The organism is Pseudomonas sp. PAMC 25886, from assembly GCF_000242655.1.
Classification (GTDB): Bacteria; Pseudomonadota; Gammaproteobacteria; order Pseudomonadales; family Pseudomonadaceae; genus Aquipseudomonas.
In genome coordinates, this window is sequence record NZ_AHHC01000012.1 from 26,785 (window position 1) to 49,392 (window position 22,608).

Annotated in this window: 21 protein-coding genes; 4 read left to right on the forward strand and 17 right to left on the reverse strand. The window is 62.3% G+C overall.

The window, feature by feature from the left end; genetic code table 11:
• Positions 1 to 2 precede the first annotated feature (2 nt).
• The 11 genes from MUM_RS0102595 to MUM_RS0102645 form a co-directional block, all read right to left on the reverse strand.
• Positions 3 to 1,430, reverse strand: a complete 1,428-nt coding sequence (locus tag MUM_RS0102595) for an O-antigen ligase family protein (RefSeq protein ID WP_029615747.1) — start codon at positions 1,428 to 1,430, stop codon at positions 3 to 5.
• A 2-nt stretch (positions 1,431 to 1,432) separates the two neighbouring features.
• Positions 1,433 to 2,536, reverse strand: coding sequence for a glycosyltransferase family 4 protein (locus tag MUM_RS0102600; protein WP_010166647.1), 1,104 nt, complete (start codon positions 2,534 to 2,536; stop codon positions 1,433 to 1,435).
• Complete coding sequence (locus tag MUM_RS0102605) at positions 2,527 to 3,744, reverse strand: glycosyltransferase family 4 protein (protein WP_010166648.1); 1,218 nt, start codon at positions 3,742 to 3,744, stop codon at positions 2,527 to 2,529. The genes MUM_RS0102600 and MUM_RS0102605 overlap by 10 nt, the downstream gene beginning before the upstream one ends.
• An 8-nt stretch (positions 3,745 to 3,752) precedes the next feature.
• Positions 3,753 to 5,081, reverse strand: a complete 1,329-nt coding sequence (locus MUM_RS0102610; protein ID WP_010166649.1) for a GH39 family glycosyl hydrolase — start codon at positions 5,079 to 5,081, stop codon at positions 3,753 to 3,755.
• On the reverse strand, positions 5,071 to 6,261 hold the full coding sequence (locus MUM_RS0102615; RefSeq protein WP_010166650.1) for a glycosyltransferase: 1,191 nt from the start codon (positions 6,259 to 6,261) through the stop codon (positions 5,071 to 5,073). The genes MUM_RS0102610 and MUM_RS0102615 overlap by 11 nt, the downstream gene beginning before the upstream one ends.
• Complete coding sequence (locus MUM_RS0102620) at positions 6,261 to 8,252, reverse strand: GumC family protein (protein ID WP_010166651.1); 1,992 nt, start codon at positions 8,250 to 8,252, stop codon at positions 6,261 to 6,263. Before MUM_RS0102620 ends, MUM_RS0102615 begins: the two co-directional genes overlap by 1 nt.
• 14 nt (positions 8,253 to 8,266) lie before the next feature.
• Positions 8,267 to 9,031, reverse strand: a complete 765-nt coding sequence (locus tag MUM_RS0102625; RefSeq protein ID WP_010166652.1) for a polysaccharide biosynthesis/export family protein — start codon at positions 9,029 to 9,031, stop codon at positions 8,267 to 8,269.
• Between the two features lie 29 nt (positions 9,032 to 9,060).
• Positions 9,061 to 9,972 carry a glycosyltransferase family 2 protein gene (locus MUM_RS0102630; RefSeq protein ID WP_003208209.1) on the reverse strand — a complete coding sequence of 304 codons (912 nt, stop codon included), beginning with the start codon at positions 9,970 to 9,972 and terminating at the stop codon, positions 9,061 to 9,063.
• Positions 9,972 to 11,432 (reverse strand): mannose-1-phosphate guanylyltransferase/mannose-6-phosphate isomerase, encoded by a 1,461-nt coding sequence (locus MUM_RS0102635; RefSeq protein ID WP_010166653.1) that lies wholly within the window; start codon positions 11,430 to 11,432, stop codon positions 9,972 to 9,974. Before MUM_RS0102635 ends, MUM_RS0102630 begins: the two co-directional genes overlap by 1 nt.
• Positions 11,432 to 12,871, reverse strand: coding sequence for an undecaprenyl-phosphate glucose phosphotransferase (locus tag MUM_RS0102640; protein WP_010166655.1), 1,440 nt, complete (start codon positions 12,869 to 12,871; stop codon positions 11,432 to 11,434). The genes MUM_RS0102635 and MUM_RS0102640 overlap by 1 nt, the downstream gene beginning before the upstream one ends.
• 485 nt (positions 12,872 to 13,356) lie before the next feature.
• Positions 13,357 to 13,659, reverse strand: a complete 303-nt coding sequence (locus tag MUM_RS0102645) for a DUF6124 family protein (RefSeq protein WP_010166657.1) — start codon at positions 13,657 to 13,659, stop codon at positions 13,357 to 13,359.
• A 441-nt stretch (positions 13,660 to 14,100) separates the two neighbouring features.
• Between MUM_RS0102645 and MUM_RS0102650 the strand changes: the two genes are divergently transcribed.
• Positions 14,101 to 14,730 (forward strand): LysE family translocator, encoded by a 630-nt coding sequence (locus tag MUM_RS0102650; protein WP_010166659.1) that lies wholly within the window; start codon positions 14,101 to 14,103, stop codon positions 14,728 to 14,730.
• A 45-nt stretch (positions 14,731 to 14,775) separates the two neighbouring features.
• Here MUM_RS0102650 and inhA read toward each other — a convergent pair whose 3' ends face one another.
• Positions 14,776 to 15,456, reverse strand: a complete 681-nt coding sequence (gene inhA, locus MUM_RS0102655) for an isonitrile hydratase (RefSeq protein WP_010166660.1) — start codon at positions 15,454 to 15,456, stop codon at positions 14,776 to 14,778.
• A gap of 91 nt (positions 15,457 to 15,547) precedes the next feature.
• Between inhA and MUM_RS0102660 the strand changes: the two genes are divergently transcribed.
• The 3 genes from MUM_RS0102660 to MUM_RS0102670 all read left to right on the forward strand — a co-directional run bounded on the left by MUM_RS0102660 (position 15,548) and on the right by MUM_RS0102670 (position 19,426).
• On the forward strand, positions 15,548 to 16,516 hold the full coding sequence (locus tag MUM_RS0102660; RefSeq protein ID WP_010166662.1) for a GlxA family transcriptional regulator: 969 nt from the start codon (positions 15,548 to 15,550) through the stop codon (positions 16,514 to 16,516).
• Between the two features lie 130 nt (positions 16,517 to 16,646).
• Positions 16,647 to 17,234 carry a biliverdin-producing heme oxygenase gene (locus tag MUM_RS0102665; RefSeq protein WP_029615748.1) on the forward strand — a complete coding sequence of 196 codons (588 nt, stop codon included), beginning with the start codon at positions 16,647 to 16,649 and terminating at the stop codon, positions 17,232 to 17,234.
• Positions 17,231 to 19,426: an ATP-binding protein gene (locus MUM_RS0102670; RefSeq protein WP_010166666.1), complete on the forward strand. Its 2,196-nt coding sequence runs from the start codon at positions 17,231 to 17,233 to the stop codon at positions 19,424 to 19,426. The genes MUM_RS0102665 and MUM_RS0102670 overlap by 4 nt, the downstream gene beginning before the upstream one ends.
• On the opposite strand, the gene MUM_RS0102675 is transcribed toward MUM_RS0102670, so the two are convergent.
• The 5 genes from MUM_RS0102675 to MUM_RS0102695 all read right to left on the reverse strand — a co-directional run bounded on the left by MUM_RS0102675 (position 19,404) and on the right by MUM_RS0102695 (position 22,483).
• A complete protein-coding gene (locus tag MUM_RS0102675) occupies positions 19,404 to 20,324 on the reverse strand; it encodes an alpha/beta fold hydrolase (protein WP_010166668.1) in 921 nt (306 codons plus the stop codon). The genes MUM_RS0102670 and MUM_RS0102675 overlap by 23 nt on opposite strands.
• A gap of 82 nt (positions 20,325 to 20,406) precedes the next feature.
• Positions 20,407 to 20,769, reverse strand: coding sequence for a VOC family protein (locus tag MUM_RS0102680; protein ID WP_010166670.1), 363 nt, complete (start codon positions 20,767 to 20,769; stop codon positions 20,407 to 20,409).
• A complete protein-coding gene (locus MUM_RS0102685) occupies positions 20,766 to 21,398 on the reverse strand; it encodes a BRCT domain-containing protein (protein WP_010166671.1) in 633 nt (210 codons plus the stop codon). Before MUM_RS0102685 ends, MUM_RS0102680 begins: the two co-directional genes overlap by 4 nt.
• A 13-nt stretch (positions 21,399 to 21,411) precedes the next feature.
• Positions 21,412 to 21,801, reverse strand: coding sequence for a hypothetical protein (locus MUM_RS0102690; protein WP_010166673.1), 390 nt, complete (start codon positions 21,799 to 21,801; stop codon positions 21,412 to 21,414).
• Between the two features lie 220 nt (positions 21,802 to 22,021).
• Positions 22,022 to 22,483 carry a cysteine hydrolase family protein gene (locus MUM_RS0102695; protein ID WP_010166676.1) on the reverse strand — a complete coding sequence of 154 codons (462 nt, stop codon included), beginning with the start codon at positions 22,481 to 22,483 and terminating at the stop codon, positions 22,022 to 22,024.
• Between the last annotated feature and the right edge of the window lie 125 nt (positions 22,484 to 22,608).

A 22,608-nucleotide genomic window follows, 5' to 3' on the forward strand; every position in this document is an offset into this window, starting at 1 on the left:
GCCTAGGGCCCGACGCTATCGAGCACGGGCTTGCGGTAGGACACGGTCTTGACCTTTGGCAGGCGCGCCGGAAACAGCCGCCGCGCCTCCAGCACGTTGATCCCCACCATCAGCCAGAACAGCGCAATCATCACCAGGGCGAAGCTGAAGTAGTGGTCAAAAAAGCCGCTGACCAGTGCCGACAGAATCCCCGCCGTGCTGCCCAGCCAGATCGCGTTGTCCTTGGTCAGGCGGATCGGGCCGATCTCCGGCCGAGACTCGCGCCACCAGCGCCAGGTCACGGCGATAAACAGCAGCATGCTGATCACGCCGGTCTTGTAGACGAAGTTCAGCCACAGGTTGGAGATCCCCAGCAAGTGCGTGCCGGGTACCGGAGGGTCAACCTTGAAGCCGATACCCAGCGGGTAGCTGGCCACGGCCTGAGGGAACATCCGGTATTCGTCGAAGCGCACTTCGGTACTCGCGTTCTGCGCCGAAAAGATCGTCGCCAGACGTTCCTGCAGCGGTGGGTACGACAGCACCAGCGCCACGGCCAACGCCACGCCGATCATCAGCAAACGCCCGGTGTAGGGCACCCGCCGCGACGCCATCCAGATCAGTACCAGCGCCAGGCTGACCATCGCCCCCCGGCTACTGGCCAACAGCAGGGCTGCCGCACCCAGGCACGCAACGCCCAGGCCGAGGCCGCGTTTCCAGCCGGTGTTGGTGATGCCGTAGCAGAACGCCAACGGCAGCAGCAGCGCCATGATCCCGCCGGTGGCATTCGGGTGCATCCATGGCGAGCCCATCCGCGACGCCATGGCACCCAGGCCCAGGGACAGGGTGTCGAGGCTGCCGTAGTTCATCAAGGTCAGGATCGGCAACATGCCCGAGGCGGAGCGCGAGCGGATAAATACGCCGATGGACATCACCAGCATCGCCAGGGTGCCCAGCAACAAGGCGATCACCAGGGCTTCGCGGTTCTTCTGTTCAACCAGCAGCTTGGCGGCGAGGAACAGCACCGACAGGTTCAGCAACCAGCGCAACCAGTTCGCCAGGCCGCTGGCCTCGGCGGTGATGCTGACCTGGCCGACGATAAACGGCACCACGGTGAAGATCATCAGCCACATCAGCATTCGGTCGGTAGGGCGCCGCGACAGCGGAGGCGCGGCCGGCAGGCGCGAGAGGAAACCGTGCCAGATCACCGCCGCCCAGGTCAGGGCGATCAGCGCTTCGCTGACCGTACTGCGAATCCCCAGGTTGAGGGTGGAGTAGGGCATGAACGTTGCCACCAGGGCGAACAGCAGCAGTCCCCAGAACGGGAACCGCAAAATCGTCACGGCAGCGGCCAGGCCGATCACCGCCAGCAAGGCCTTGACCGGGGAAAGGAACAGGATCAACCCACCAAACAGCAGGCCGAAGACGATGGCGACGAGGCTACCCAGTGAGATTCTCAATTCAATTCCTCGATCAGTTCGGCCAGGCGCCGACGATAGGCCTGGTGGTTGAAGCGTTCGGCCCAGCTGCGTAACTGTTCAGGTGGCTGTTCAACGGGTTGGTCGGCCAGGTGCAGCATCAATTGCACCAGGGCTGCGCCGTCGGTGGGTGAAAAACGTGGCGCCAACGGCGGGGTGATTTCGTCCAGCGAGGTACCGCTGGCCACCGCAACCGGGGTGCCGACACTCAGGGCTTCGATCACCGGCAAGCCAAACCCTTCCGCATAGGAAGGCTGCCACAGGCGCGAGGCCTTGCGGTAGAGGCCGTGCAACTCGGCGTCGGATACGCCGCTCAACGCGCGTATCCCGGGGTAATTGCGTTGCGCTTCGGGCAAATGCTCCAGGCTGCCCACCAACACCAGTTCAGGCACGCTCGGCGATTGGCTGCGGGCCTGGTGCCAGGCGTCCACCAGGAACGGCACGTTCTTGCGCAATTCCCGGGTGCCCACCAACAGCCAGTAGTGCTCGGGCAGTTGCCGGGCCGTGAGGTCCGCCGGCAGTCCGGTAAAGCCGACCACCTGATTGGGCAACACGCGAATCTTGCCCGCCGCTTTGGGAAACAGCCGCGCCGTTTCATCGGCACTGTACTGCGAAGGCGTCCACACCCGGTCTGCCGTGTGCACCGCATAGGTGATCGACGCGCGATCGCTGGCCTTGTAGATCAGCGCCTTCAGGCGATTGGCGTGGTAGTTATCCAGGGTGATCTGAAACAGATCATGCAGCAGCACCACGGTGCGCAGGCCTTTGGGTTTGGGCGGCAGCGGCAGGCCCATATTGAAGGTGCTGATGTATACATCAATACGCTCATCGCGCAGGGCCTTGGGCAGGAATCCGGCCTCGAAACGCAGGCGCTGATGGGGCTGGTGCATGGCGGTCTTGGCGCAACCCCAGTCCGGGCAATGGGCATGCAGGCGCAGCTCATCGCCGAGCGGTGCGACGCTGAAGCGCTCAAGCTCGATGCCCGGCATGGCGCGCAGGGCGTCTTCCAGGGCGTACACCTGGCGGCTGATGCCCGATTGCGGCGAGGTGCCGACGGTGCGGTAATCGAGGCCTACGCGCATGCCGGCTCCTTTTGGCTCAGGGGCGACAGTTGTGCGTACACCTGCTCCAGCTGGCTGGCGGCGACACTCCAGTCATGGGCGCGGCGCACATAGGCGCGACCGGCTTCGCCCATCGGGGCGGCCACTTCAGGCTGTTGCAGCAGGCGCACCACGGCGTCGGCCAGGCTGTCGGCGGTCTGGCCGCCGAGGTAGTCCAGGCCTTCCACCAGGTCCAGGCCAGACACGCCCTGGTCGGTACTTGCCAGCGGCAGGCCGGCGGCCAGGGCTTCCAGCACCTTGAGCTTGGAGCCGCCGCCATGGCGCAACGGCGCCAAAAACACCGAGCAGCTCGATTGCAGGGCCAGCAGGTTGGGCACAAACCCTTGCCACTCGATGCGCCCGTCTTTCCAGCGTTCGCGCCAGCTTTCCGGCATGCCGAAGCCGCACACGCTCATGCGTGCATCGGGGCAGCGTGCCCAGACCTTCGGCAGGATTTCATCCAGGGCCCACTCGATAGCATCGACGTTGGGCGCGTATTCGTAGTTGCCCAGAAACAGCACACGGCGGGTCGTCGGGTCGGGGCGGGCGGCGGCAAAATGCGCGCAATCCACGCCATTGACCACCACCGGTACCGGCTTGCCGGCAATCTGCGCCAGGGTCTGGGCGTCAGCGTCAGTCACGGCCACCACCTGCGCCGCCTGGCGCATGACCCGGTGTTCCCAGCGGCCGTAGCGCCATTGATCGTAGCGAATGAACGGCAGTGCCCAGCCGGGCAGGCGGTCGTAAGTAGCGGCCCCGAGGGACGATTCGACATTGTGTTCGGTCAGCACAAACGGCTGGGAGCGACGGGCCAATGCATCTTCGTAAGGCTGGAAGGTGTAGGTGTGTTCGATCTGCACCACGTCCCAATGCTCGGCCAGCAAGCGCTCGAAGGTGTCCTGCAGCTCACCCGACAGGCCATTCACACTGGCCAGCAACGGGTACGGCGCAAACAGCCCGGCCAGCAGGGTTTTCAGGCTGCGCAGCGGGCGGCGCGGCAGGATGATCACGTGCTCCAGGAAGGCTTCCAGTACCTGGCGATCCGTCAGCGACACCGGGTGTTTGTCATGCAACAGCAAGGTGATCCGGTGCCCGCGCGCAGCCAGGCTGCGCAACAAATGAAACTGGCGCGTCTTGCCGCCGCTGGTAGCGGGCCAAGGCGAGTAGGGCAGGATCCAGAGGATGCGCATGGGTGGCTTCAATCCCATAACAGAATTTGCAGGTTCGGCTTGACCGGTACGTCCAGGCCATTGGTGCCACTCAAGGGTGTTTCGGTGCCGCGCAAGGGGTCATACAAGGTGGCAGTGGTCATGCCGGGCAAGTGCGCGTTGCCGCCACGGGCCGACCAGAAGAACCACACCTTGCGCCCGTCGGTACGGGTCCAGCCGATGCTGAACAGGCCGTCGGGCAACTGGTCGGCGGTGGGTGGGTCGCCGGGGGTCAATTTTGGCCCGCTCACCTGGAGGAAATTCTGCAACGCGGTATAGGACGGCTTGGGGTTGGTGTCGATATCCAGCAAGCCGTAACTCCGGTCGCGCACGCTGGCGCGCTGGTCCAGGTCGCTCAGGGTGAACAGGAAAATCTTGTCGAAATCCAGCGCGCTCATCAGCGCGATGCGGCGCACGATGTAGTCGGCCTGGCCTTGCGGGGTGATGAAATCCTGGACCTCTTTCGGGCCTTTATAGGTCGACCAGCCCCACTCGGTGCTCCACAGGGTAGTCACCCCGGCAGCCCGCAGTTTCTGGTTGAGTGCGCTGGTCTTGGCGACAAAGTCCAGGGTCGACGGGGTGTTGCCCTCGGGCAATTGGGTGTAGGGGTGATACGACATGACCGTATTCAGGCTCGGCACGCCCAGTTGCAGCAGCCCGTCGAGCATGTTCTGCCCATTGGGCATTTCGCTGAAGAACGCCATGCCGGCGGCCACCACCGGTTTGCTCGGGTTCACCAACCGCAGCGCGGCAGCGGTGACTTGCAACAGGTTGGCGTAGCCGGCCGGGTCGGCGACGGGGCGCCAGAACCCCAGCAGGTTCGGCTCGTTCCACACCTGCCAGGCTTCCACGCTGGGGTAACGCTGGGCCAGCAACGCCATGCGGTTGGCGAAGATGTTCGGGTCTTTGGGCGGGAACTGGTCCTGATACGGCGAGGAGGCCGGCGCAGTGGTGGCGAACTTCGCCGAGCCCACCAAGTAGAACACCGACTTGATCTGGTTCTGCTGCAGCTTGTTCACCAGTTCGTCGAGGGTCGCGACGTTGTACTGGTTCTCGGCGGTTTCCAGCTGGTCCCAGTGCAGGTCCAGGCGCACCCATTCCAGGCCCAGGGCCTTGAGGCGGTCGATCTGCTTCTGATAACGCTCGGGGCTGAACCACAGGAACTGCGCGTTCACCCCCAGGAAATCCTTCCACACGATCTCTTTGTTGCTCTTGAGCACATGGCTCTCGGCGTCGGCCGGGCGGCCCCAGAGAAAGGCGGTCAAACCCAGTGCGGCGACGACCGCCAGGGTGGCCAGGTAAGTCCGTTTACGTGCCATGGTTGCCTCCTGCAATGGCGTGTTCAAACAGGCTTGCGAACTTCTGTGCGGTCAACGGCCACAGCCGTTCACGGCCAATCGCGGCGGCACGTTCGGCCCAGTCCCTGGCCCGTTGCGGGTTGCGCGCGAGCAACAGCAGTTGTTCGCTCAGCGCAGCCACGTCGCCTTGTGCATAGATGGCGCCGTTGCCGGTGGCTACTTCCTCGGCAAACGCCCGGGCATCGGACGTAATCGCACCGCGCCCGCAAGCCGCTGCCCACGACAGCGCGCCGCTGGTGCCGCGCTGGCGGCCCAGCAGGCCGAGTTTTTTCGATTCGCGATACGGCAGCACCATTACATGGTGCGCCTGGATCGTCTGCGCAATGTCGCTGGCCGGTAAATTCAGCCGCCAGTCGATGGAGCTTGCCAGGCCGAGTTCGGCGATCTGGCTTTTCAACTGCTCCAGGTAATTGCCGCCCGCGCCAAACGCCATTTCGGCGGCAGTGCCACCGGCCAGGGTCAGGCGCACACGGTCACGCAATTCGGGGGCTTTTTCGAAGACGGCGGCCAGTGCCTGCAACAGGTCTTCGATGCCTTTGCCACGGTAGATAAAACCGAAATACAGCAGGTGCAGCGTGTCCAGTGGCGGCAACGCCACGGGCGCAATATCCAGGTTGGCGTGGTTGATCACCGCCACCTTGCCGGCGGGCAATTGCATGCGCGCCGTCAGGCAGTCGGCGCCCAGGCGGGTGAGGGTCACCAGCCGGGTCAGGCCCTGGGCGACGTGACGTTCTTCGCGCAGGGTCAAGGGATCGGCCAGCACCACTGCCGCCTGGGGCAATGGGCTGGGCAAGGATTCCAGCAGGTTCAGCGGAAAGGGCAATTGCTCGCGCCGCCAGACCATGCGTTCCGGGTCATGCACCGTGGCCGTCAACGGCAGGGCAGGGAAGGCCTTGCGCAACTCGCGCAGGGCCAGAAACTCCCCCAGCCGCCCACCGCCCAGCTCGGCGTGGACCAGGTCAACACCCTGCCAGTCGAAACCGGCAAGGGCTTGCTTGATCGACGCCGTGCTGCCGACCACACCCGTCAAGGGTGTAGCCACCTCGACGCCCAGTTGCTCCAGTGCCGTCTTGAAGTGGTTCGCGTAGTCGGCGATCCCGTTCTTTTCCGGCGGCAGGGGAGCGAGCAGGGCAATGCGCATCAGAACGAACCCCGGTACTTGGCGATGGTTTTCAGCACCTTGACCGGCACCTCGAACTTGCGGCGGTTGATGATGATGCCATCGACCTTGCCGAACGCCGTGGTGAGGATCGACAGGGCGTGTTCCACCACCGGCACCGTGCTTTTTTGCGCTTCCACCACCAGTGCAATCAGGTCGGCACGGCGCAGGTTGATGAACGCATCGCGGTTGTCCAGCAACGCCGAGGCATCCAGCAACACCACCTGGCCCGGAATCGCCGGCTCAATCCCACCGACCCGCACCCGCACGCCGTTCTCTTCCAGCAACTGGCGCAACTGCTCGACGATAAAGCTCACGCCTTCACCGTGTCGCGCGGACGTCAGCCCCAGGGTCAGGCCCTGTTCGGCAATACGCTCCAGCGGCAGCAAGCCGTACAGGCGATAGATGCTCGCGTTGAAGGCGTTGGTGCTTTGCGCGGTGCTGGTGTCCAGCTCCGGCAGCGTGGTCCACAGCGGCAGGCCGAACTTGCCTTCCACCAGGCCGCCGTCGTGGATCCGTTGATCCAGCAGGTAGCACAGGTAGATCACCAGCAGCCCCACCACGATCGAGAACGGGATCGCCAGCAACAGCATCAGCAGGGTTTTCGGGAAGACGCGCCCAGGGTTCAGGGTGGCTTCTTCGATCACCGCGATGTTACTGATTTGGCTCTTGTCCAGTTCACGGTCGATCCGCGATTTTTCCAGGCTGTCCACATACAGCGCGTAGTTTTTCTCGGTGCCGTTCAGCTCACGGGCCAGGCGCGCCAGTTCCGGCTCAATGGCCAGGGCCTCCTTGCGTTGGGCTTCCAGTTCCGTCAGTTGTTTTTGCTGTTGCACCAACTGTGTACGCAGGGACTGGTTGCGGCTGGTCTCATCCAGCAGTACCCGTTGCAGGTGGATTTCCAGGGTGTTCGGCGCGCGGTTCTCGGAGCTTTGCACCGTGTCGCTTTCACCGGCCACCTGGGCCTGCATGGCACGGATCGAGGCGTCCAGGGCTTTGACCGGCGGCGCGTTATCCGTGTAGGTACGCATCATGTCGGCTTTTTCCAGAAGCTTCTGGTTCAGCAGGCGACGCAAGTCTTGTTGCTGCGGGTTCAACGCGATCTGGCGAACCGTGGTCACCTCTTTGGGCTGGCCCTTGAGTTGGTCACGGGTGCTCTGCAACGCCACGTCGGAGGAGGCGATCAGGCGAGTGGAGTTGAACACTTCGCCACGCAGCACGTTGATCCGCTCGGACAAGTCTTCCAGGCGATCAGTGATGCTCGACGCGCCGATCTCGTTCAAGTGCGTAAGGATCTGGTCCTTGTAGCTCTTGATCTGGGCAGCGCTGGAAGACACCTGGCCTTCATAGAACGCGTACAGGCTCTTGCGGCCCAACGCCTGGGTGCGTTCGTCGATGTAGGTTTCGACCCAATCCTTGACCACCGCCTGGGCGATTTGCGGGTCATCCCAGCGGAAGCTGATGTCCATCACCGTAGAGCCGACGGCGTGGGTCACTTCGAAGTTTTTCTCCAGGCTTTTCGCCAGGCGTTCCACCGGGGTGGTTTCTTCGACGATACCGACGGTTTCCAGCACCACTCGCACACCGTCAAACACGGCACTGATGCCTTTTTTGACGTACCACTTGGTGCGCTTCCACACGCCTTCCGGCGGCTGCATCTTGTCCATCACGTCCAGGTAATGCTCGGCCACTGCCCGCACGATAGGACGCCCGGTCAGCAGGCGTTCTTCGTCGACAATCGGGTCGCGCTGGGTGCTCGGCATGACGATTGGCTGACGGTTGTCGACCTCGATCGGCATCGTCGAGTCACGGCCCGGTTTGACCAGCAGTCGCGCGGTGGATTCATACTTGGCCGGCAGCAAAAACGCCCCCAGCAAAATGATCACCAGCGCGGCAATCGCCGCCAGTTTGAACTCGTGCTTGAAGATGAAGAACAGACGCAGAAGATCACGAAAAGAACGGATCTCGATCATGGGATGTCGCTCCTTTAGTGGTTCGTGGTGTAGCTGTAGCCCACACCAATGGATTTGGTGAAGGGAATCAGCTGGTTCAGGTAAGTGTCCACGCCCTGGATCCGTTCGCCGACGTTGGACTTGGGTACAAACACCACGTCACCGCGTTGCAGCGCCACGGGCTTGCGGCCCAGTGCGCCGTTCTTCAGGTACTGGCTGAAATCGAGGAAGTAGGCGTGGTAGACGCCTTGGCCGTCCTCACGCAACAGGGCCACCATGCTCGCGTTGCCCACCGGGCTCACGCCGCCGGCACCGAGAATGGCCTGTTCCATGGTCGGCGCCGTGGCGATGGAGATTGCCGACGGGTTGAACACCGCGCCACCGACGATCACCGTGTTACCCGGTGCCTGGTTGATGTTCACCGTCACCCGGGGTTCGCGATACACCGGTGCGAGCTTCTGGCTCAGCTCGGCGGCGACTTCCGCCGGCGTGCGTCGCGCCACCTGGATCGGCCCCAGGAAGGGGTAGTTGATCTTGCCGTCGTTCTGCACGGTGTACAGCGTCAGCTCATAAATCGTGCTGACGTTGAACGCCGACAGGGTCGGCATTTCCCCGGCATCGCGCACAATCCGCAGCTGGTCGCCGATGCGGATCCGCTCCACGGCGGGTGGCAACTGCGCCATGCGGTCGAGGGCTTGCTTGCCCTCATCCACGGTTTTCCCGTCGGGCGCGACGATCCGCGCCGGGGTATTGCAGGCGGCCAATGCCATCATGGCCAGGACGAGCAAGGTTCGTTTCATCAAAGGGGTCTTCCTGTAGGTCATGATGCTCACCTCCAATAACCGGGGAACATGCTGATGCGCCGCTTAAGGGCGAGGGGGAGCTGGCGCTCCAGATGGCCCAGCCGGTAGCCGAGCAATTTGAACGCGCTGCGCACCAGTACTTCGGGTACGCGGTGCAATGCACCGGCTTCGCGTAATGCTCGAAGCTCGGCCAGTACATAGCGTTTACCTTCACCGCCGGCATCGCCAAAAGCCTGGCGAATCCACGGCTCGCGGCCGTAGAACACGCCAATGTCGAAGTAGCGGTGAAACTCATCCATGAGACGGTAATCGTGGGAGTGATAGACCAGGGCGGTGGCGGCATAGCGCACCTTGTAGCCTTCCAGCAGCATGCGGGCGGCGACGTAGGCGTCCTCGCTGCCGATCACGTCCGCGGGAAAGCCACCGACGGCTTGCAGGGCGCTGCGCCGGTACACCGAAAAAGAGTCCGAGCTGAAGCAGGTCTTGATCCCGAGCTCCGGCGCATCCGCCAGGCTTTTGCTTCGGCTTTGCGGCGGGTAATTGAAGTGGCGCGACTGGGCGCCCAGCACGCCGGCATCCGGGTGCGGCAGTTGGCGGCCATACGCAACGCCATTGAGCGGGTCCAGTTCCAGCTCGCCCACCAGGTTGGCGAAGGTCTCGGGTTCGGCGGGAATTGCGTCCTGGGTCATGACGATCAGCGCGTCGCCGTCGACTTGCTCGCTGGCCCAGCGGCGCGTGCCGCCGTGGTTGAAATCCTTGGCGTCGATCACTTCGACCCGTACGCCGAACTCGCGAAAACGCGCCACGGTGTCATCGCTGGAGGCACTGTCGACCACCAGGGTTTCGTCCGGTTGCAGGGTTTGCATGCGCAGCGCCGGCAGCAGCCGGTCGAGGTGGCTGGACGCGTTGCGGGTCGGGATGATCAGGGCGGTACGCATCACTTCTTCACTTCGGCCGGAGCCCGGCCGTAGATGTCGTCAAACCGTACGATGTCGTCTTCGCCCAGGTACTCGCCGCTCTGCACTTCGATCATCACCAGGTCGATGATGCCGGGGTTGGTCAGGCGGTGTTTGTGCCCGGCCGGAATGTAGGTGGACTCGTTGGCGTTGATCAGGAACTCGCGGTCACCGTTGGTAATCATTGCCGCGCCGCTGACCACTACCCAGTGCTCGCTGCGGTGATGGTGCATCTGCAACGACAGCGAGGCCCGTGGCTTGACCACGATGCGCTTGATCTTGAAGCGGCTGCTTTCTTCCAGCACGGTATAGGTGCCCCACGGCCGGGTGACGGTGCGGTGCAGGCTGAACGCCGGATGGTCCTGGCGCTTGAGCTCGGCGACGATGTAGCGCACGTCCTGGCTGCGCCGGGCGTCGGCAATCAGGATCGCGTCCGGGGTGTCGACGACGATCAGGTTGCTCACGCCCACCGCGCCCAATACGCGTTTGGGCGAGTCGATGTAGCAGTTGTGCACGTCATGCAGGATCGCTTCGCCATTGACCTGGTTGCCATTGGCGTCGCTCGGCGTGAGCTGGCGCAGGGCCTCCCAGGAACCGATATCACTCCAGCCGATGTCGCAGGGCACCACGGCCACTTGTGCGGATTTTTCCATCAGCGCCACGTCGATCGAGATATCGGGCGCGGTGCCGAAACCTTCAGCGTTCAATTCACGCTGGCGGCAATTGTTGTTATTCAGGCTGTGGCTGTGGTCGAGGGCGGCTTTTGCAGCGTCCAGTACCGCAGGCGCGTGCAGTGCCAGTTCCTCCAGCAGGACGTTTGCCTTGAAGCAGAACATCCCGGCATTCCACAGGTGTTTGCCGCCGTCCAGATAACCCTGGGCAGTGGCGAGGTCAGGCTTCTCGACGAAGCGCTTGACCCGGAATCCCTGGCCCAGTGCGTCGCCTTGCTCGATGTAGCCGAAGCCGGTTTCCGGGTGGTCGGGCTGGATGCCGAAGGTCACCAGATAGCCGGCTTCCGCCAGCTCGCGGGCTTGGGTGACGGCGTCGGCGAAGGCGCTTTCATCCAGAATCAAATGGTCGGCTGGCATCACCAGCAACTGCGCTTCGCCGCCAAAATTTTCCTGCACATGCAGGGCGGCCACGGCGATCGCGGCGGCGGTGTTGCGCCCGAACGGCTCCAGCAGCAGGTCAAGGGCCAGGTGGGTCTTGTTGACCACGCGGTAATCATCGAGGGTGCGGAACAGCAGGTCGCGGTTGGTCACCGTCAGCACGCTTTCCACGCCCGGCAAGTGACTGGCCCGCAGGAAGGTCTTCTGCAACAGGCTCTGGTCGTCACGCATGCGCATGAAGGGCTTGGGCATGTTCTGCCGCGACACCGGCCACAGGCGGGTGCCCGAACCACCGGAAATGATGCAGGGAATTAATCCGTTGAGGGTATTCATCAATAGACTTCCTTGGTCGAAAGGACGGCCGGAACCGTCATGAAAACGATGTACAAGTCGAACCACACCGACCACTTCGAGATGTACTCCAAGTCGTACTCAACGCGTTTCTGAATCTTGAACAGGGTGTCGGTCTCACCACGATAGCCGTTGATTTGCGCCCAGCCAGTGATGCCCGGTTTTACCCGGTGCCGCGAGCTGTACTCGCTGACGGCCACTTCGTAGGGAACCCCGGCGGCCTTGGTCGCGGTGGCGTGGGGGCGCGGGCCGACCATCGACATGTTGCCCAGCAGCACGTTGAACAGCTGCGGCAACTCATCGATGCTGGTCTTGCGAATAAAGCGGCCCACGCGGGTGATGCGCGGGTCGCCACGGGTGGTCTGGCGGTCGGCGTTGAAGTCACTCATCTCGGCGTACATAGAGCGGAACTTGAACACCCGGATCACGTTGTCGTTGTAGCCAAACCGGTTCTGGCGAAACAGCACCGGGCCCTTGGAATCGAGCTTGATGGCGATCGCGGTGATCAGCATGATCGGCGACAGCGCCACCAGGCCGAGGGCCGCCAGGATCAGGTCTTCGCAGCGCTTGATAAACGGCGACCAGCCCCGCAGCGGCACATGGGACGTGTTGAACATCAGGATGCCGCCCACATCGGTGATGCGGCTATGGCCGTAGCGCAGGGCTGCCATGTCGGGCACCAGCATCACGTTGACCGACATCTGGCGCAGGCGCTTCACCAGCCCGTTGATCCGCTGTTCGGCGGCCCAGGGCAGGGTGATCATCACCTGGTTGACCTGCTCGGAGCGGATCAGTTTTTCCAGGTCGCGGGTATTGCCCAGCAGCGGCAGGTTGCTCAGTTCCTTGGGAATGCGTTCGGTGCGGTCGTCGATAAAACCGATCAGGCCGGAGCGGATATCGCCATTGCGCTGCAAGTGGTCGGCGACGTGCACGGCGGTGTCGGTGAAACCGAGGATCACCGTACGTTGCAGGTATTTGCCGTTCATCATCAGGTTGCGGAACAGGCGCAGCATCACCATCCGCTCCAGCCCGAACAGCCCCAGGCTGGTGACAAACCAGAACGCCAGGTTGCGTGGGCTCAACTGCGGGAACATCTGCAGGATCTGGTACATGAACAGCAGGATGCAAAACGCGGAAGACCAGGCCACCAGCATGGTGCGAAACCGCAGGCGGTTGCTGAACAGTTCCTCGGAGTACACCCCCATGGCCTGGAACAGAATAATCGTCAGGATCGCGAAAAACAGCAGCAAGCCTAGAAAGTGGGCGCGCAGCTCGGTGGCCATCGGGTCTGGATAAAACAGCAGGATCAGTGCTGGTAAAACGGCGGTGAGGCCGTGCATCAACTTTACGAAAACAACAAAAAACTCAATGAAACCGGCCCGGGTCAAAAACAGGCTGTCGACTGACGACTTCTCGCGCATAAAAACATCCCTCATTGCACACCAGGGCTTCCTTGTTCGGCTGCTCATCCATAAAGGCAGGGCTTGCTTTATAAGTGGCGCCAGACGAACAGCTGCTTCGCTGGGTAAAACGCAATTACCTATCTATTTGCAGGGAATTTGCGGGGTAATGGCTAAATGATGGTTCCCTTTCTTCGATTCGTCAAGGTTTTGACTTTTTTATAAGAGCACTGTGCTAGACGCTCCAGGTATTATTGCCCGTGACAAATTGTTGACTTTCCTGGTCGGGTTCTCGGGTTTATTGAGAACAAAATGCTGGCGTTTTGGAGTGTAGGAACAAAATTGAGAATTTTCCTGCGGCTGAGGAAAACCTTTTTTTGACGGGGGCAGGATGCGGGGGTTTTGGGGGACAACCGACGAGTGGTGAAGACGAGGGTCCTTCACCACCTCGGGGCGCTACTAGGCTTGGGAGTTGCCTTTGAAACTGACAGTCACGTTGTGTGTTTTTACGGCCTGCGCACGTGCAAACATTCAATCGACCGGTCGACCGTGGTCTTGGCAATTTCCAGCAAATGCCACACCGCCAACAACCTCGCCCGCTCGGGGCTTTGCAGCAGTTCGCCGCAGTCGAGCGCGGTGGCGGAGGCGCTGCTGAGCAGGCTGGCGGTGTAGAGCAGGGAGTCTTCGAAGCTCAGGTCTTCGTTCACGGTGTGGAAACCCTGGGACGGCAGGTAGTGTTCAAGTGCGCGATTGAAGGCGGCGCGGTTTTTAAGCTGGTCGAGGGGTGGGTCGGGGACGGGTTTATTCATGGTGTAACTCCTTTTCGGGTAAGGAGCCGGCGCCCTTCGCGACTAAACGTAGGGTGGCGGCTGTACGCAGGTTAGTCGACCGGCTGAAAAGGAAAACCCGGCGCACCCGAAGGTGCCCTGCGCACAGCCACCATAAAACCTCATGATGAAACCATGCGCCTTTTCAGAACCGGGCGACTAAACCCGTTCACTGATGAGCAGTGAAGCGGCGAAGACTAGCCACCGGTTCCGGCAGGCACAAGGCCGAAAGATTGTCTCGGAAACGTCCCGCAAATTAAAGGGATTTACCCTGCTGGCCCTTTATTCATGTCCGAAAAAACTCGCGAATTTTCCCCCGCCTTGCGAGGCCTCCGGGCCTGTGCAAAGCGTATCCAGAACAATTTTTTGTGTGGCTCAGGCGGGCTGACTACTCTACGAACTTTCCCGGCGGATGGCTTGAGCATGATCGACTTCGCAACCCTGGCGGTGTTCTCTGGCGCCGTACTGCTGCTATTGCTGTCCCCGGGGCCCAACATGGCCTTCGTTATCAGCCACGGCGTGACCTACGGCTGGCGGGGCGGAGTGGCGTCGGGGTTGGGCATCAGCGTGGCGGATCTGCTGCTCACGACACTGACCGCAACCGGCGTGACCGCGCTGGTCGCCAGTTGGCCGCCGGCCTTCGACCTGATTCGCTACGCCGGGGTTGTGTACCTGCTCTGGCTGGTGTTCAAAACCCTGCAAAAAACACCCGCCCTGGACCCCGCCCACGTCACCCGCGTGCCCTTGGGCCGGGTGTTTGCACGGGCGATGCTCAACAGTTTGCTCAACCCCAAGGCGCTGCTGTTTTTCATGGTGTTCCTGCCGCAATTCGTCAACCCCGAGGCGGGGCCCATCGCGCTGCAACTGGTGCAACTGGGGATCATCCTGACGTTGATCAGCGGTGTGTTTCATGCCGTGCTGGGGGGCTTTGGCGGGGCGCTCAGCCGGTTTTTTGCCGGCCAATCCAAGAGTGCAGGCTTACAGAAGTGGGGTTTGGCGACCGTGCTGATGGTGCTGGCTGTGCGGTTGGCGCTGATGTCTCGCCCAACGTGACAAACCGCCGTGCGTACGGCGGTTATCACTACGTGCGGCGAGCGCTTAACCCAACCGCGCCGCCGCCCGTGCCACGATTTCACCCCGGGTCTTGCGCGACTCGGCGGTGCGTTTGCGGGCTTCTTCCAGCACGTGGGGCGGTGCGCTTTCCGGCCGGCCTGCATTGAACGGCGGGGCCGGGGCGTATTCAATCTGCAACTGCACCAGTTGCGCCGCCGCTTCGCTGTACAGCTCGGCCGCCAGGGTCAGGGCAAAGTCGATCCCGGCGGTAATCCCGCCACCGGTCAACAGGTTGCCGTCACGCACCACACGCTCCTGCACCGGGATCGCGCCGAGCGGCGCCAGCAGGTCGTGGTAGGCCCAGTGGGTGGTCGCCCGGCGCCCACGCAGCAAGCCCGCCGCACCCAGCACCAGGGAACCGGTGCACACCGACGTCACGTAACGCGCGGTGTGCGATTGGGCCTTGAGAAACGCCAGGGTTTGCTCATCTTCCATCAACACGCCGACACCCGAGCCGCCGGGTACGCAGATCACATCCAGCGTTGGGCATTGCTCAAAGGTGGTGCTCGGGCTGAACACCAGGCCGGTGCTGGAGGTGACCGGCGCCAGGTCCTTCCAGACCAGATGCAGCTTCACATCCGGCAGCGATCCCAATACGTCGTAGGGCCCGGTGAGGTCCAGTTGCTGGATGCCGGGGAACAACAAAAAGCCGATCTGTAGAGTCATGGGGAATACGCCTGATAAAGGGATGGACGGCTTCACTCTAGTCACCTAGGCTTTGGCGCATACGCCATTGAGCCCACGAATTACGCCAATCATGCCCAGAATCATCAACGTGCTCGCGTTTCCCAATGTTCAAGTGCTCGACGTCACCGGGCCCTTGCAGGTGTTTGCTTCGGCCAATGACCTGGCGCGCCAGCGGGGATTGCCGGTGCCCTATGCGGTGAGCGTGATCGCTGCACAATCGGAGCCGGTGATGACCTCGGCGGGCCTGGCGCTGGTGGCCGAGCCGTTGCCGGCCGCCGACGCGCCCTGCGACACGCTGGTGATCGCCGGCGGTTGGGGCGTGTACGGTGCCGCCGAAGACCCGGCCCTGGTGGACTGGGTTCGGCAAAAAGCCGCACAGTCGCGGCGCATGACCTCGGTGTGCACCGGCGCGTTTCTGCTGGCGGCCAGCGGTCTGCTGGACGGCTGCCGCGTGGTGACCCACTGGACCCGTTGCGAAGAACTGGCGCGCAAATACCCGCACCTGACGGTGGAGGCCAATCCGATTTTCATCCAGCAGGGCAACCTTTGGACGTCGGCGGGTGTGACTGCCGGCATCGACCTGTGCCTGGCGCTGGTGGAAGAGGACCTGGGCCGCGCCGTGGCCCTGGACGTGGCGCGGCACCTGGTGGTGTTTCTCAAGCGGCCCGGCGGGCAATCGCAATTCAGCGTGACGTTGTCCCTGCAAAAGGGCGGTAGCCGTTTTGCTGAGCTGCACGCCTGGATCGCCGAACACCTGACCCTGGATTTGAACATCGCCACGTTGGCCGCCCAGGCGGGCATGAGCGAGCGCAGTTTTGTGCGCCACTACCGCGCCGAAACCGGCCAGACGCCCGCGCGGGCCGTCGAGCTGATACGCGTGGAGACCGCCCGTCGGCAACTGGCGGACAGCAGCGCGTCGATCAAGCGCATTGCCGTGCACTGTGGTTTTGGTTGCGAAGAAACCATGCGCCGCAGCTTCCTGCGGGCGGTGTCGATCACGCCCCAGGCCTACCGCGAGCGGTTTTCCTCGCCTTGTTAGAACTGATCGAAAATGAACGAATAGGAATGTTTTTGTATCAAGGTGCTATGTTACCCACAGTCCATTGCGCAGTGACTTGATCCCAGGCCTCTACGTCGCGGTTTCGACCCTTCCGGCGTACGCACTGCTTATGAATTCACCACCTCCTGTCCTTGTTGAATTGCGCGCGGCGACCGCTGCCCTGCATCGACGCCTCGATACCCGGCTGCCTTTTTCCCGCATGGACCTGGCGCTCTACCGCGAGCTGATGAGCGCCTACTACGGCTTCTACCAACCGCTGGAGCGAGCGCTGGCACCCTGGGGCGAAATCATCCCTGGGCTGGAATGGGGACGGCGTAGCAAAACCCCGTATTTGCAGGCAGATTTGCTGGCGCTGGGCCTGAGTGCCCCGCAAATCGACGCCTTGCCTCTTTGCTCCGAGTTGCCGGCCATCACGAACGTGGCCCAGGCCCTCGGCGCCCTGTATGTGCTGGAAGGCGCCACCCTCGGTGGCCAGGTGTTGCGCAACCTGATCGAGATCAAAATTGGTGTCGGCTCGGTCAACGGCGGCGCGTTCATGAATGTGTACGGTGCTGAGACCAGTGCGCTGTGGCAACGCTTCCTTGAGTGCCTTTCCCCACTGCAGGCTGCGGCCGAACGCGTGGCGGCGGTGAACGTCGCCGAGTCGACCTTTGTGTGTTTCGAGCAGTGGCTGGAACGCTGCGGGGTGCTGCGATGACCACGGTCGATACGCCGCTGGACGATTGCGCCAGTGAACCCATCCACATTCCCGGCTCGATCCAGCCCCACGGGCTGCTGTTGACGTTGAGCGAGCCGGCACTTGAGGTGCTGCAGGCCAGTAGCAACCTGAGCGTCGCCTTGGGCCTGGACGCAGAGCGCGTGTCGGGCCAGGCCTTGGCCAGTGTGCTGGGCAGCAAGGCCGCGGCAAAGGTCATTCAGGCCTTGGCAGACCTGGACGCCGACGAAGACGAGTTGCATCAACTGACGCTGGAGGGCTACGCCTACGACATCCTGCTGCATCGTCATCAGGGCCTGCTGGTGCTCGAACTCGAGCACGCCATGACGGTTCAGCACAGCGCCGTCGGCCAGCTCGGCCGCACCCTGCGCCGCTTGCAGTCGGCCAAGACGCTTGACGGGTTGTACCAGACCAGCGTCACCGAGATTCGCGCCCTGACCGGTTACGACCGGGTCACCTTGTACCGTTTCGAGCAGGAAGGTCACGGCAAGGTCATCGGCGAAGCCCTCAGCGACGGCATGCAGCCGTACCTGGGGTTGTGTTTTCCCGCCTCGGACATCCCGCCCCAGGCCCGCGAGCTGTACCGGCTGAACTGGGTCCGGGTGATTCCCGATGCCCAATATCAACCGGTGCCTATCCTGCCGGCCCTGCGCCCCGATACCGGCGCGCCCCTGGACCTCAGCTTCGCCGTGTTGCGCAGCGTGTCCCCGGTGCACTGCCACTATTTGAAGAACATGGGCGTGCGTTCCTCCATGAGCATTTCGCTGCTCAAGGACGACCAGCTCTGGGGCCTGATCACCTGTGGCCATCGCGAGCCGTTGCGCGTGCCCCATGAACTGCGCACCGCGTGCACCAGCATCGGCCAGTTGTTGTCGATGCAGATCACCTTGCTTCAGGAGCGGCAGGAGCGCCGCCACCAGCTCGACAAGGCCGCCATGGTCGAAGAGTTGGTGGCGGCCATGTCGGCCGACCAGTGCGACGTGATGGAAAGCCTGTTGCCCTATGCGCAAACACTGCTGAACCTGACCGATGCCGGTGGCCTGGCAATTCTGGTGGAAGGGCGCCTGCACGTGTTCGGTGTTTGCCCCACACGCGCAGAAATCCACGGGTTGTACCGGTGGGTGCGCGAGCAGGGCAAAGGCGTGGTCCACAGCCATCAGTTGTCCGTGGACTTTCCCCCGGCGGCGGCCTATCAGGCTCATGCCAGTGGCCTGTTGGCGTTCTGCCTGCCCAAGCCGGTGGACAACGCGGTGATGTGGTTTCGTCCGCAGGTTCAGTCCACGGTGGAGTGGAGCGGCCAGCCCGTCAAACATCAGGAGCCCGGCGCCACGTCCCTGAGCCCGCGCCTGTCGTTTGAACTGTGGAAGCAGCAGGTCGACGGCAAGGCGCTGTATTGGACACTCGCGCAATTGCAGGCGGTGGAAAACCTGCGGCGCAATGCCCTGGAGCACGACCTTGCGCGGCAGGTCCAGCGCGAGCACGAAGCCGTACGGGCGCGTGATGAACTGGTGGCGGTGGTCTCCCACGACCTGCGCAGCCCGCTGACCATCCTGCTGATGCAATGCGGCATGATGCGCAGCATGCTGCCTGCCGACGACAACAAGGCGAACCGGCGCCTTTCCACCGCGATTGAAACCATGCAGAACGCCACTTCACGCATGAACACCTTGCTGGAAGACTTGCTCGATATCTCGCGCATCGAGGCCGGGCGCTACAGCGTTTCCCTGCAACCGCTCGATGTGGCGGCGACCCTGGAGCAAATCTGCTCGATGTGGCAGCCGCTGGGAGCCGCCAAGGGCGTTGACCTCACGTGGCGTTCTGCTGCGGCGTTGTGTGTGCAGGCTGACCCTGAGCGTTTGTTCCAGGTGTTTTCCAACTTGCTGGGTAACGCCTTGAAGTTCACCCCGGTGGGCGGGGTGATCGAGGTGATTGCCGAGCCGGCGGGGGACGAGGTGTTATTTCGCGTGTGCGACAACGGCGTGGGTATTGCCCCGGCGCAACTGCCGTATATCTTCGATCGTTACTGGACCTCCCGCGAAGGCAACCCCACCGGCAGCGGCTTGGGGCTGTACATTTCCCACGGCATTATCGAAGCCCACGGCGGCAGCCTGTGGGTGGAAAGCGTGGCGGGGCAGGGCAGTGTGTTCAGCTTCAGGATTCCGGCCGGGGACTGAGCGCCAGCAATTCGAAGATCGCCCCAAGGGTGGCTTGTGGCGCCTCCTGGGGAATGTTGTGGCCCACACCGGCCAGCACCTCGCGGCGATAAAACCCGCTGAACAGCCCCAGGTCTTCATCTTCCACCGGGGCCGGGCCCACGCCGTCATCGGCGCCGCACAGCGAGATGCTCGGCACCGAAATCGGCGGCGGCTGCACCAGCGCCTGTTCGATGCTTTCCAGCGCTGGGTCACCCGGTGCGTACATGAAGCGGTGACGGTAGGAGTGCACCACCACCTCGACAAAATCCGGGTTATCGAACGAAGGCGCGGTGTTGCCGTACAGGCTCGGCCCCTCGGCCCAGGACGGCGACCAGAGCGCCCACAGCAACTGGCAGAACTCACGCCGGTTGGCGGTCAAACCGTCGACGCCGCGTTGGGTGTGAAGGTAAAACTGGTACCACAGCCGATGCTCTTTTTCCGGCGCCCGAGGCCGGGTCGACGCGGCAATATCCTGAATGTTGTAGCCATCGCCCGTCACCAGGCCACGCACCCGCTCAGGCCATAGCGCGGCGACGATACACGCGGCGCGTCCACCCCAGTCATAGCCCACCAGCGTGGCGGTCTCGATGGACAGGGCGTCCATGAAATCCAGCAAGTCTTTGGCCAGCGCCGCTTGCTGGCCGGAGCGCATCACCCCGGCATTGATAAAACGCGTCGGGCCATACCCGCGCAAGTACGGCACCAGCACCCGGTAGCCACGCTCGGCGACCACCGGAGCGATCTCGTCATAGCCGCGCGGGTCGTAGGGAAAACCGTGCAGCAGAATCACCACCTCGCCGCCTTCCGGGCCATGGGCTTCGTAGGCGATATCGAGCATGGGCGTGCGCACGTGCAGCAATGGGGCGAGGGCGGGCATGGAGGCTCCGAGGGTGGAGAGAACGTGGTGGAACTGTAGACCAAACGGGTTACCGAACGTCATCCGAAAGGCTGCAATTGCTTTACTTGTCTAGACCGGCTTGGCGCAAGCCGATGCAATTGCCCCATGGGTCGCGCACCTGGCACATCCACTCGCCGCCTTCGATTTCCATTGGCCCTCGATACAACGTGGCGCCCAATGCAACCAGGTGCTGCACCTCTTGAGTCAAGTCCGCCACCCGCCAATACACCACCGACCCAGCCGCGCCGCTCGCGACCTTGTTGTCGGCATTCACGATTTCAATAGCCACGCCGTCTACGTCCAGATGACCGAAGTCATCGGGCGCGTGGTAGATTCGGATAGCTCCAGGAAAGGCCTTGGCATACCAATCGGTAGCGGTGTGCCAGTCGGGGACGTGAATCAGGATGGAGATGATAGGAGTCAACCGAACAGTACCTGCTGCCAATGGGTTTCACTGATGATTGCGATCGGAATGCCGCTATTTCTCAGCTCGACGGCTTTTTTGATCTTCGTGCCATATGAGCTATGCAGCCACTGTTCATTACCAACACTTCCGACCACGAGGAAATGAACCTTCTTGCTGACCGAGTTGCCGATAAGGCCGCCGCGCTCGACCACCAGCGACTCACATTCCTTGCGCGGCCCATACGCCATGACACCGGTAAACAAAAACGTCCGGTCCTGCCACTCTAGTGTCGGCGCCGGATTGTTCAGTGGAAGGCTGGTGACAGAGGAGGGGCGTTGAGGTGATCCCACCGAGACGCCGGAAAACTGATGCAGCATTTCTAACAACTCTGTGGACTCTTCCGCGTCCAGAACGCCGTCACTCAGCATGCTGGCAAGACGCTGATAAAGAATGTTTACCACCGGGTCCTCCAGTTGGAGCAGGTGGGTTTCTATCCAGTTCTTAAGAAACTCAGCTTCCAACTGATTGATGTTCCCGTCGGCGACCAATCCGGCGGTGACGCCAAGTAATGCGTCGGCAGAGCGTCGATCCATTCGCGCCTTGTGGAAGAAGTGACTGCGTTCGAATTCCTGATGAAGATCAGTCATGCGTCCTTGCTCCTTACTCTTCGGTTTCGGTGGCCTGATTAAAATACTTGGTCTTGTCTGGCGTGAAGGTCACGATCATGTGGGTGCGTGAACAGGTCATCACTGTTTCTACCGTTGGGTCGATGTCAAGACTTTCACCACGAAGACCTTGCCACTGTGCCAGATAGTTGAGTGAGCCGAACTTTTCCAGCTTTTTCAGGCTTCGGCTGACGCCTCCTTTCCACCCAAGTGAAGGCAGCTCGCCAGCCAGGCATGCTTGCGAAAGGTCTGGGCGTTTTGTCGCCAACGCTCGCCCCACCTCCCAGCATTGGATTAAGCCTTTGTCGCTGCTTTCCCACGTCTCGCTCCAACTCAGGATGGGCCGAGGGGGCACGTTGATGCTTTGTCGTATGCGCTGGGTCATATTCCTTCCTTGAATATTTGGCGGTGCGGTAAACAGTGGAGCTGATATACACATATCTAGTGATTTTTGCCAAATACCTGTGGCGAGGGAGCTTGCTCCCGTTGGGCTGCGCAGCAGACCGCTTTGTTAGCTGTGTGCTTTCTGGCTGGTTGCGGTGAGCTTTTTGGGGCCGCTTCGCGCCCCAGCGGGAGCAAGCTCCCTCGCCACAGTGGGGGGCGGGTCAAATTTCTGCGCGGGTGACGATGTGCTTGAAGTGATGCCGCCACAAGTCCGCCCCCAGTTTCCCCGAGCGATCCAGCGATGAGCCCACGGTCAAGTCGCTGATCAGGGTGGGCTGCAAGCCCGCATCAAACAACGCAAACCCGGCCGCCAGTACGCAGGTGTCGGTCTGGATGCCGCACACCAGTACCCGCTCCGACGCGAGGCTTTTCAGGTGGCTGATGGTTTCAGGCGTGGGGGCGTAGCCGTGTTTGATGAAGACATGGTCGGCGGCAATCAGGCTGTTGTCGTCGGGCGCTGGCTGCCAGCCGAGTTGGCGGGCGAACGGGGTGATGCTTTCGTCGTGGCGCTCGACGGTGGCCACTGACGGCATGCGGCCCAGCAGGGCGTTGATGCCGTCCACCAGCCAGTCGGGCGGAGCGAAGGAGGGTTGTACATCGATGATCAGTAGAACCTGGCGCATTGGAGTCCTGGCATGGATCGAAGGGCTACGCATTGTGCATCGGGAATACTTGGCCTCCAAGTCTGGTGCGGTCCTCGTGGGAGCTGGCTTGCCTGCGATAGCGTTGGATCAGCTCATGCATCAAT

What these genes read in the sequence shown, in the direction of transcription:
- MUM_RS0102645 (WP_010166657.1), bottom strand. Translation starts at nt 13,659, where the DNA reads ATGAATAAACCCGTCCCCGACCCACCCCTCGACCAGCTTAAAAACCGC.
- MUM_RS0102615 (WP_010166650.1), bottom strand. Translation starts at nt 6,261, where the DNA reads ATGCGCATTGCCCTGCTCGCTCCCCTGCCGCCGGAAAAGAACGGGATC.
- MUM_RS0102695 (WP_010166676.1), bottom strand. Translation starts at nt 22,483, where the DNA reads ATGCGCCAGGTTCTACTGATCATCGATGTACAACCCTCCTTCGCTCCG.
- MUM_RS0102690 (WP_010166673.1), bottom strand. Translation starts at nt 21,801, where the DNA reads ATGACCCAGCGCATACGACAAAGCATCAACGTGCCCCCTCGGCCCATC.
- MUM_RS0102600 (WP_010166647.1), bottom strand. Translation starts at nt 2,536, where the DNA reads ATGCGCGTAGGCCTCGATTACCGCACCGTCGGCACCTCGCCGCAATCG.
- MUM_RS0102665 (WP_029615748.1), top strand. Translation starts at nt 16,647, where the DNA reads ATGAATTCACCACCTCCTGTCCTTGTTGAATTGCGCGCGGCGACCGCT.
- inhA (WP_010166660.1), bottom strand. Translation starts at nt 15,456, where the DNA reads ATGACTCTACAGATCGGCTTTTTGTTGTTCCCCGGCATCCAGCAACTG.
- MUM_RS0102660 (WP_010166662.1), top strand. Translation starts at nt 15,548, where the DNA reads ATGCCCAGAATCATCAACGTGCTCGCGTTTCCCAATGTTCAAGTGCTC.
- MUM_RS0102635 (WP_010166653.1), bottom strand. Translation starts at nt 11,432, where the DNA reads ATGAATACCCTCAACGGATTAATTCCCTGCATCATTTCCGGTGGTTCG.
- MUM_RS0102625 (WP_010166652.1), bottom strand. Translation starts at nt 9,031, where the DNA reads ATGAAACGAACCTTGCTCGTCCTGGCCATGATGGCATTGGCCGCCTGC.
- MUM_RS0102675 (WP_010166668.1), bottom strand. Translation starts at nt 20,324, where the DNA reads ATGCCCGCCCTCGCCCCATTGCTGCACGTGCGCACGCCCATGCTCGAT.
- MUM_RS0102630 (WP_003208209.1), bottom strand. Translation starts at nt 9,972, where the DNA reads ATGCGTACCGCCCTGATCATCCCGACCCGCAACGCGTCCAGCCACCTC.
- MUM_RS0102610 (WP_010166649.1), bottom strand. Translation starts at nt 5,081, where the DNA reads ATGGCACGTAAACGGACTTACCTGGCCACCCTGGCGGTCGTCGCCGCA.
- MUM_RS0102640 (WP_010166655.1), bottom strand. Translation starts at nt 12,871, where the DNA reads ATGCGCGAGAAGTCGTCAGTCGACAGCCTGTTTTTGACCCGGGCCGGT.
- MUM_RS0102670 (WP_010166666.1), top strand. Translation starts at nt 17,231, where the DNA reads ATGACCACGGTCGATACGCCGCTGGACGATTGCGCCAGTGAACCCATC.
- MUM_RS0102650 (WP_010166659.1), top strand. Translation starts at nt 14,101, where the DNA reads ATGATCGACTTCGCAACCCTGGCGGTGTTCTCTGGCGCCGTACTGCTG.
- MUM_RS0102605 (WP_010166648.1), bottom strand. Translation starts at nt 3,744, where the DNA reads ATGCGCATCCTCTGGATCCTGCCCTACTCGCCTTGGCCCGCTACCAGC.
- MUM_RS0102620 (WP_010166651.1), bottom strand. Translation starts at nt 8,252, where the DNA reads ATGATCGAGATCCGTTCTTTTCGTGATCTTCTGCGTCTGTTCTTCATC.
- MUM_RS0102685 (WP_010166671.1), bottom strand. Translation starts at nt 21,398, where the DNA reads ATGACTGATCTTCATCAGGAATTCGAACGCAGTCACTTCTTCCACAAG.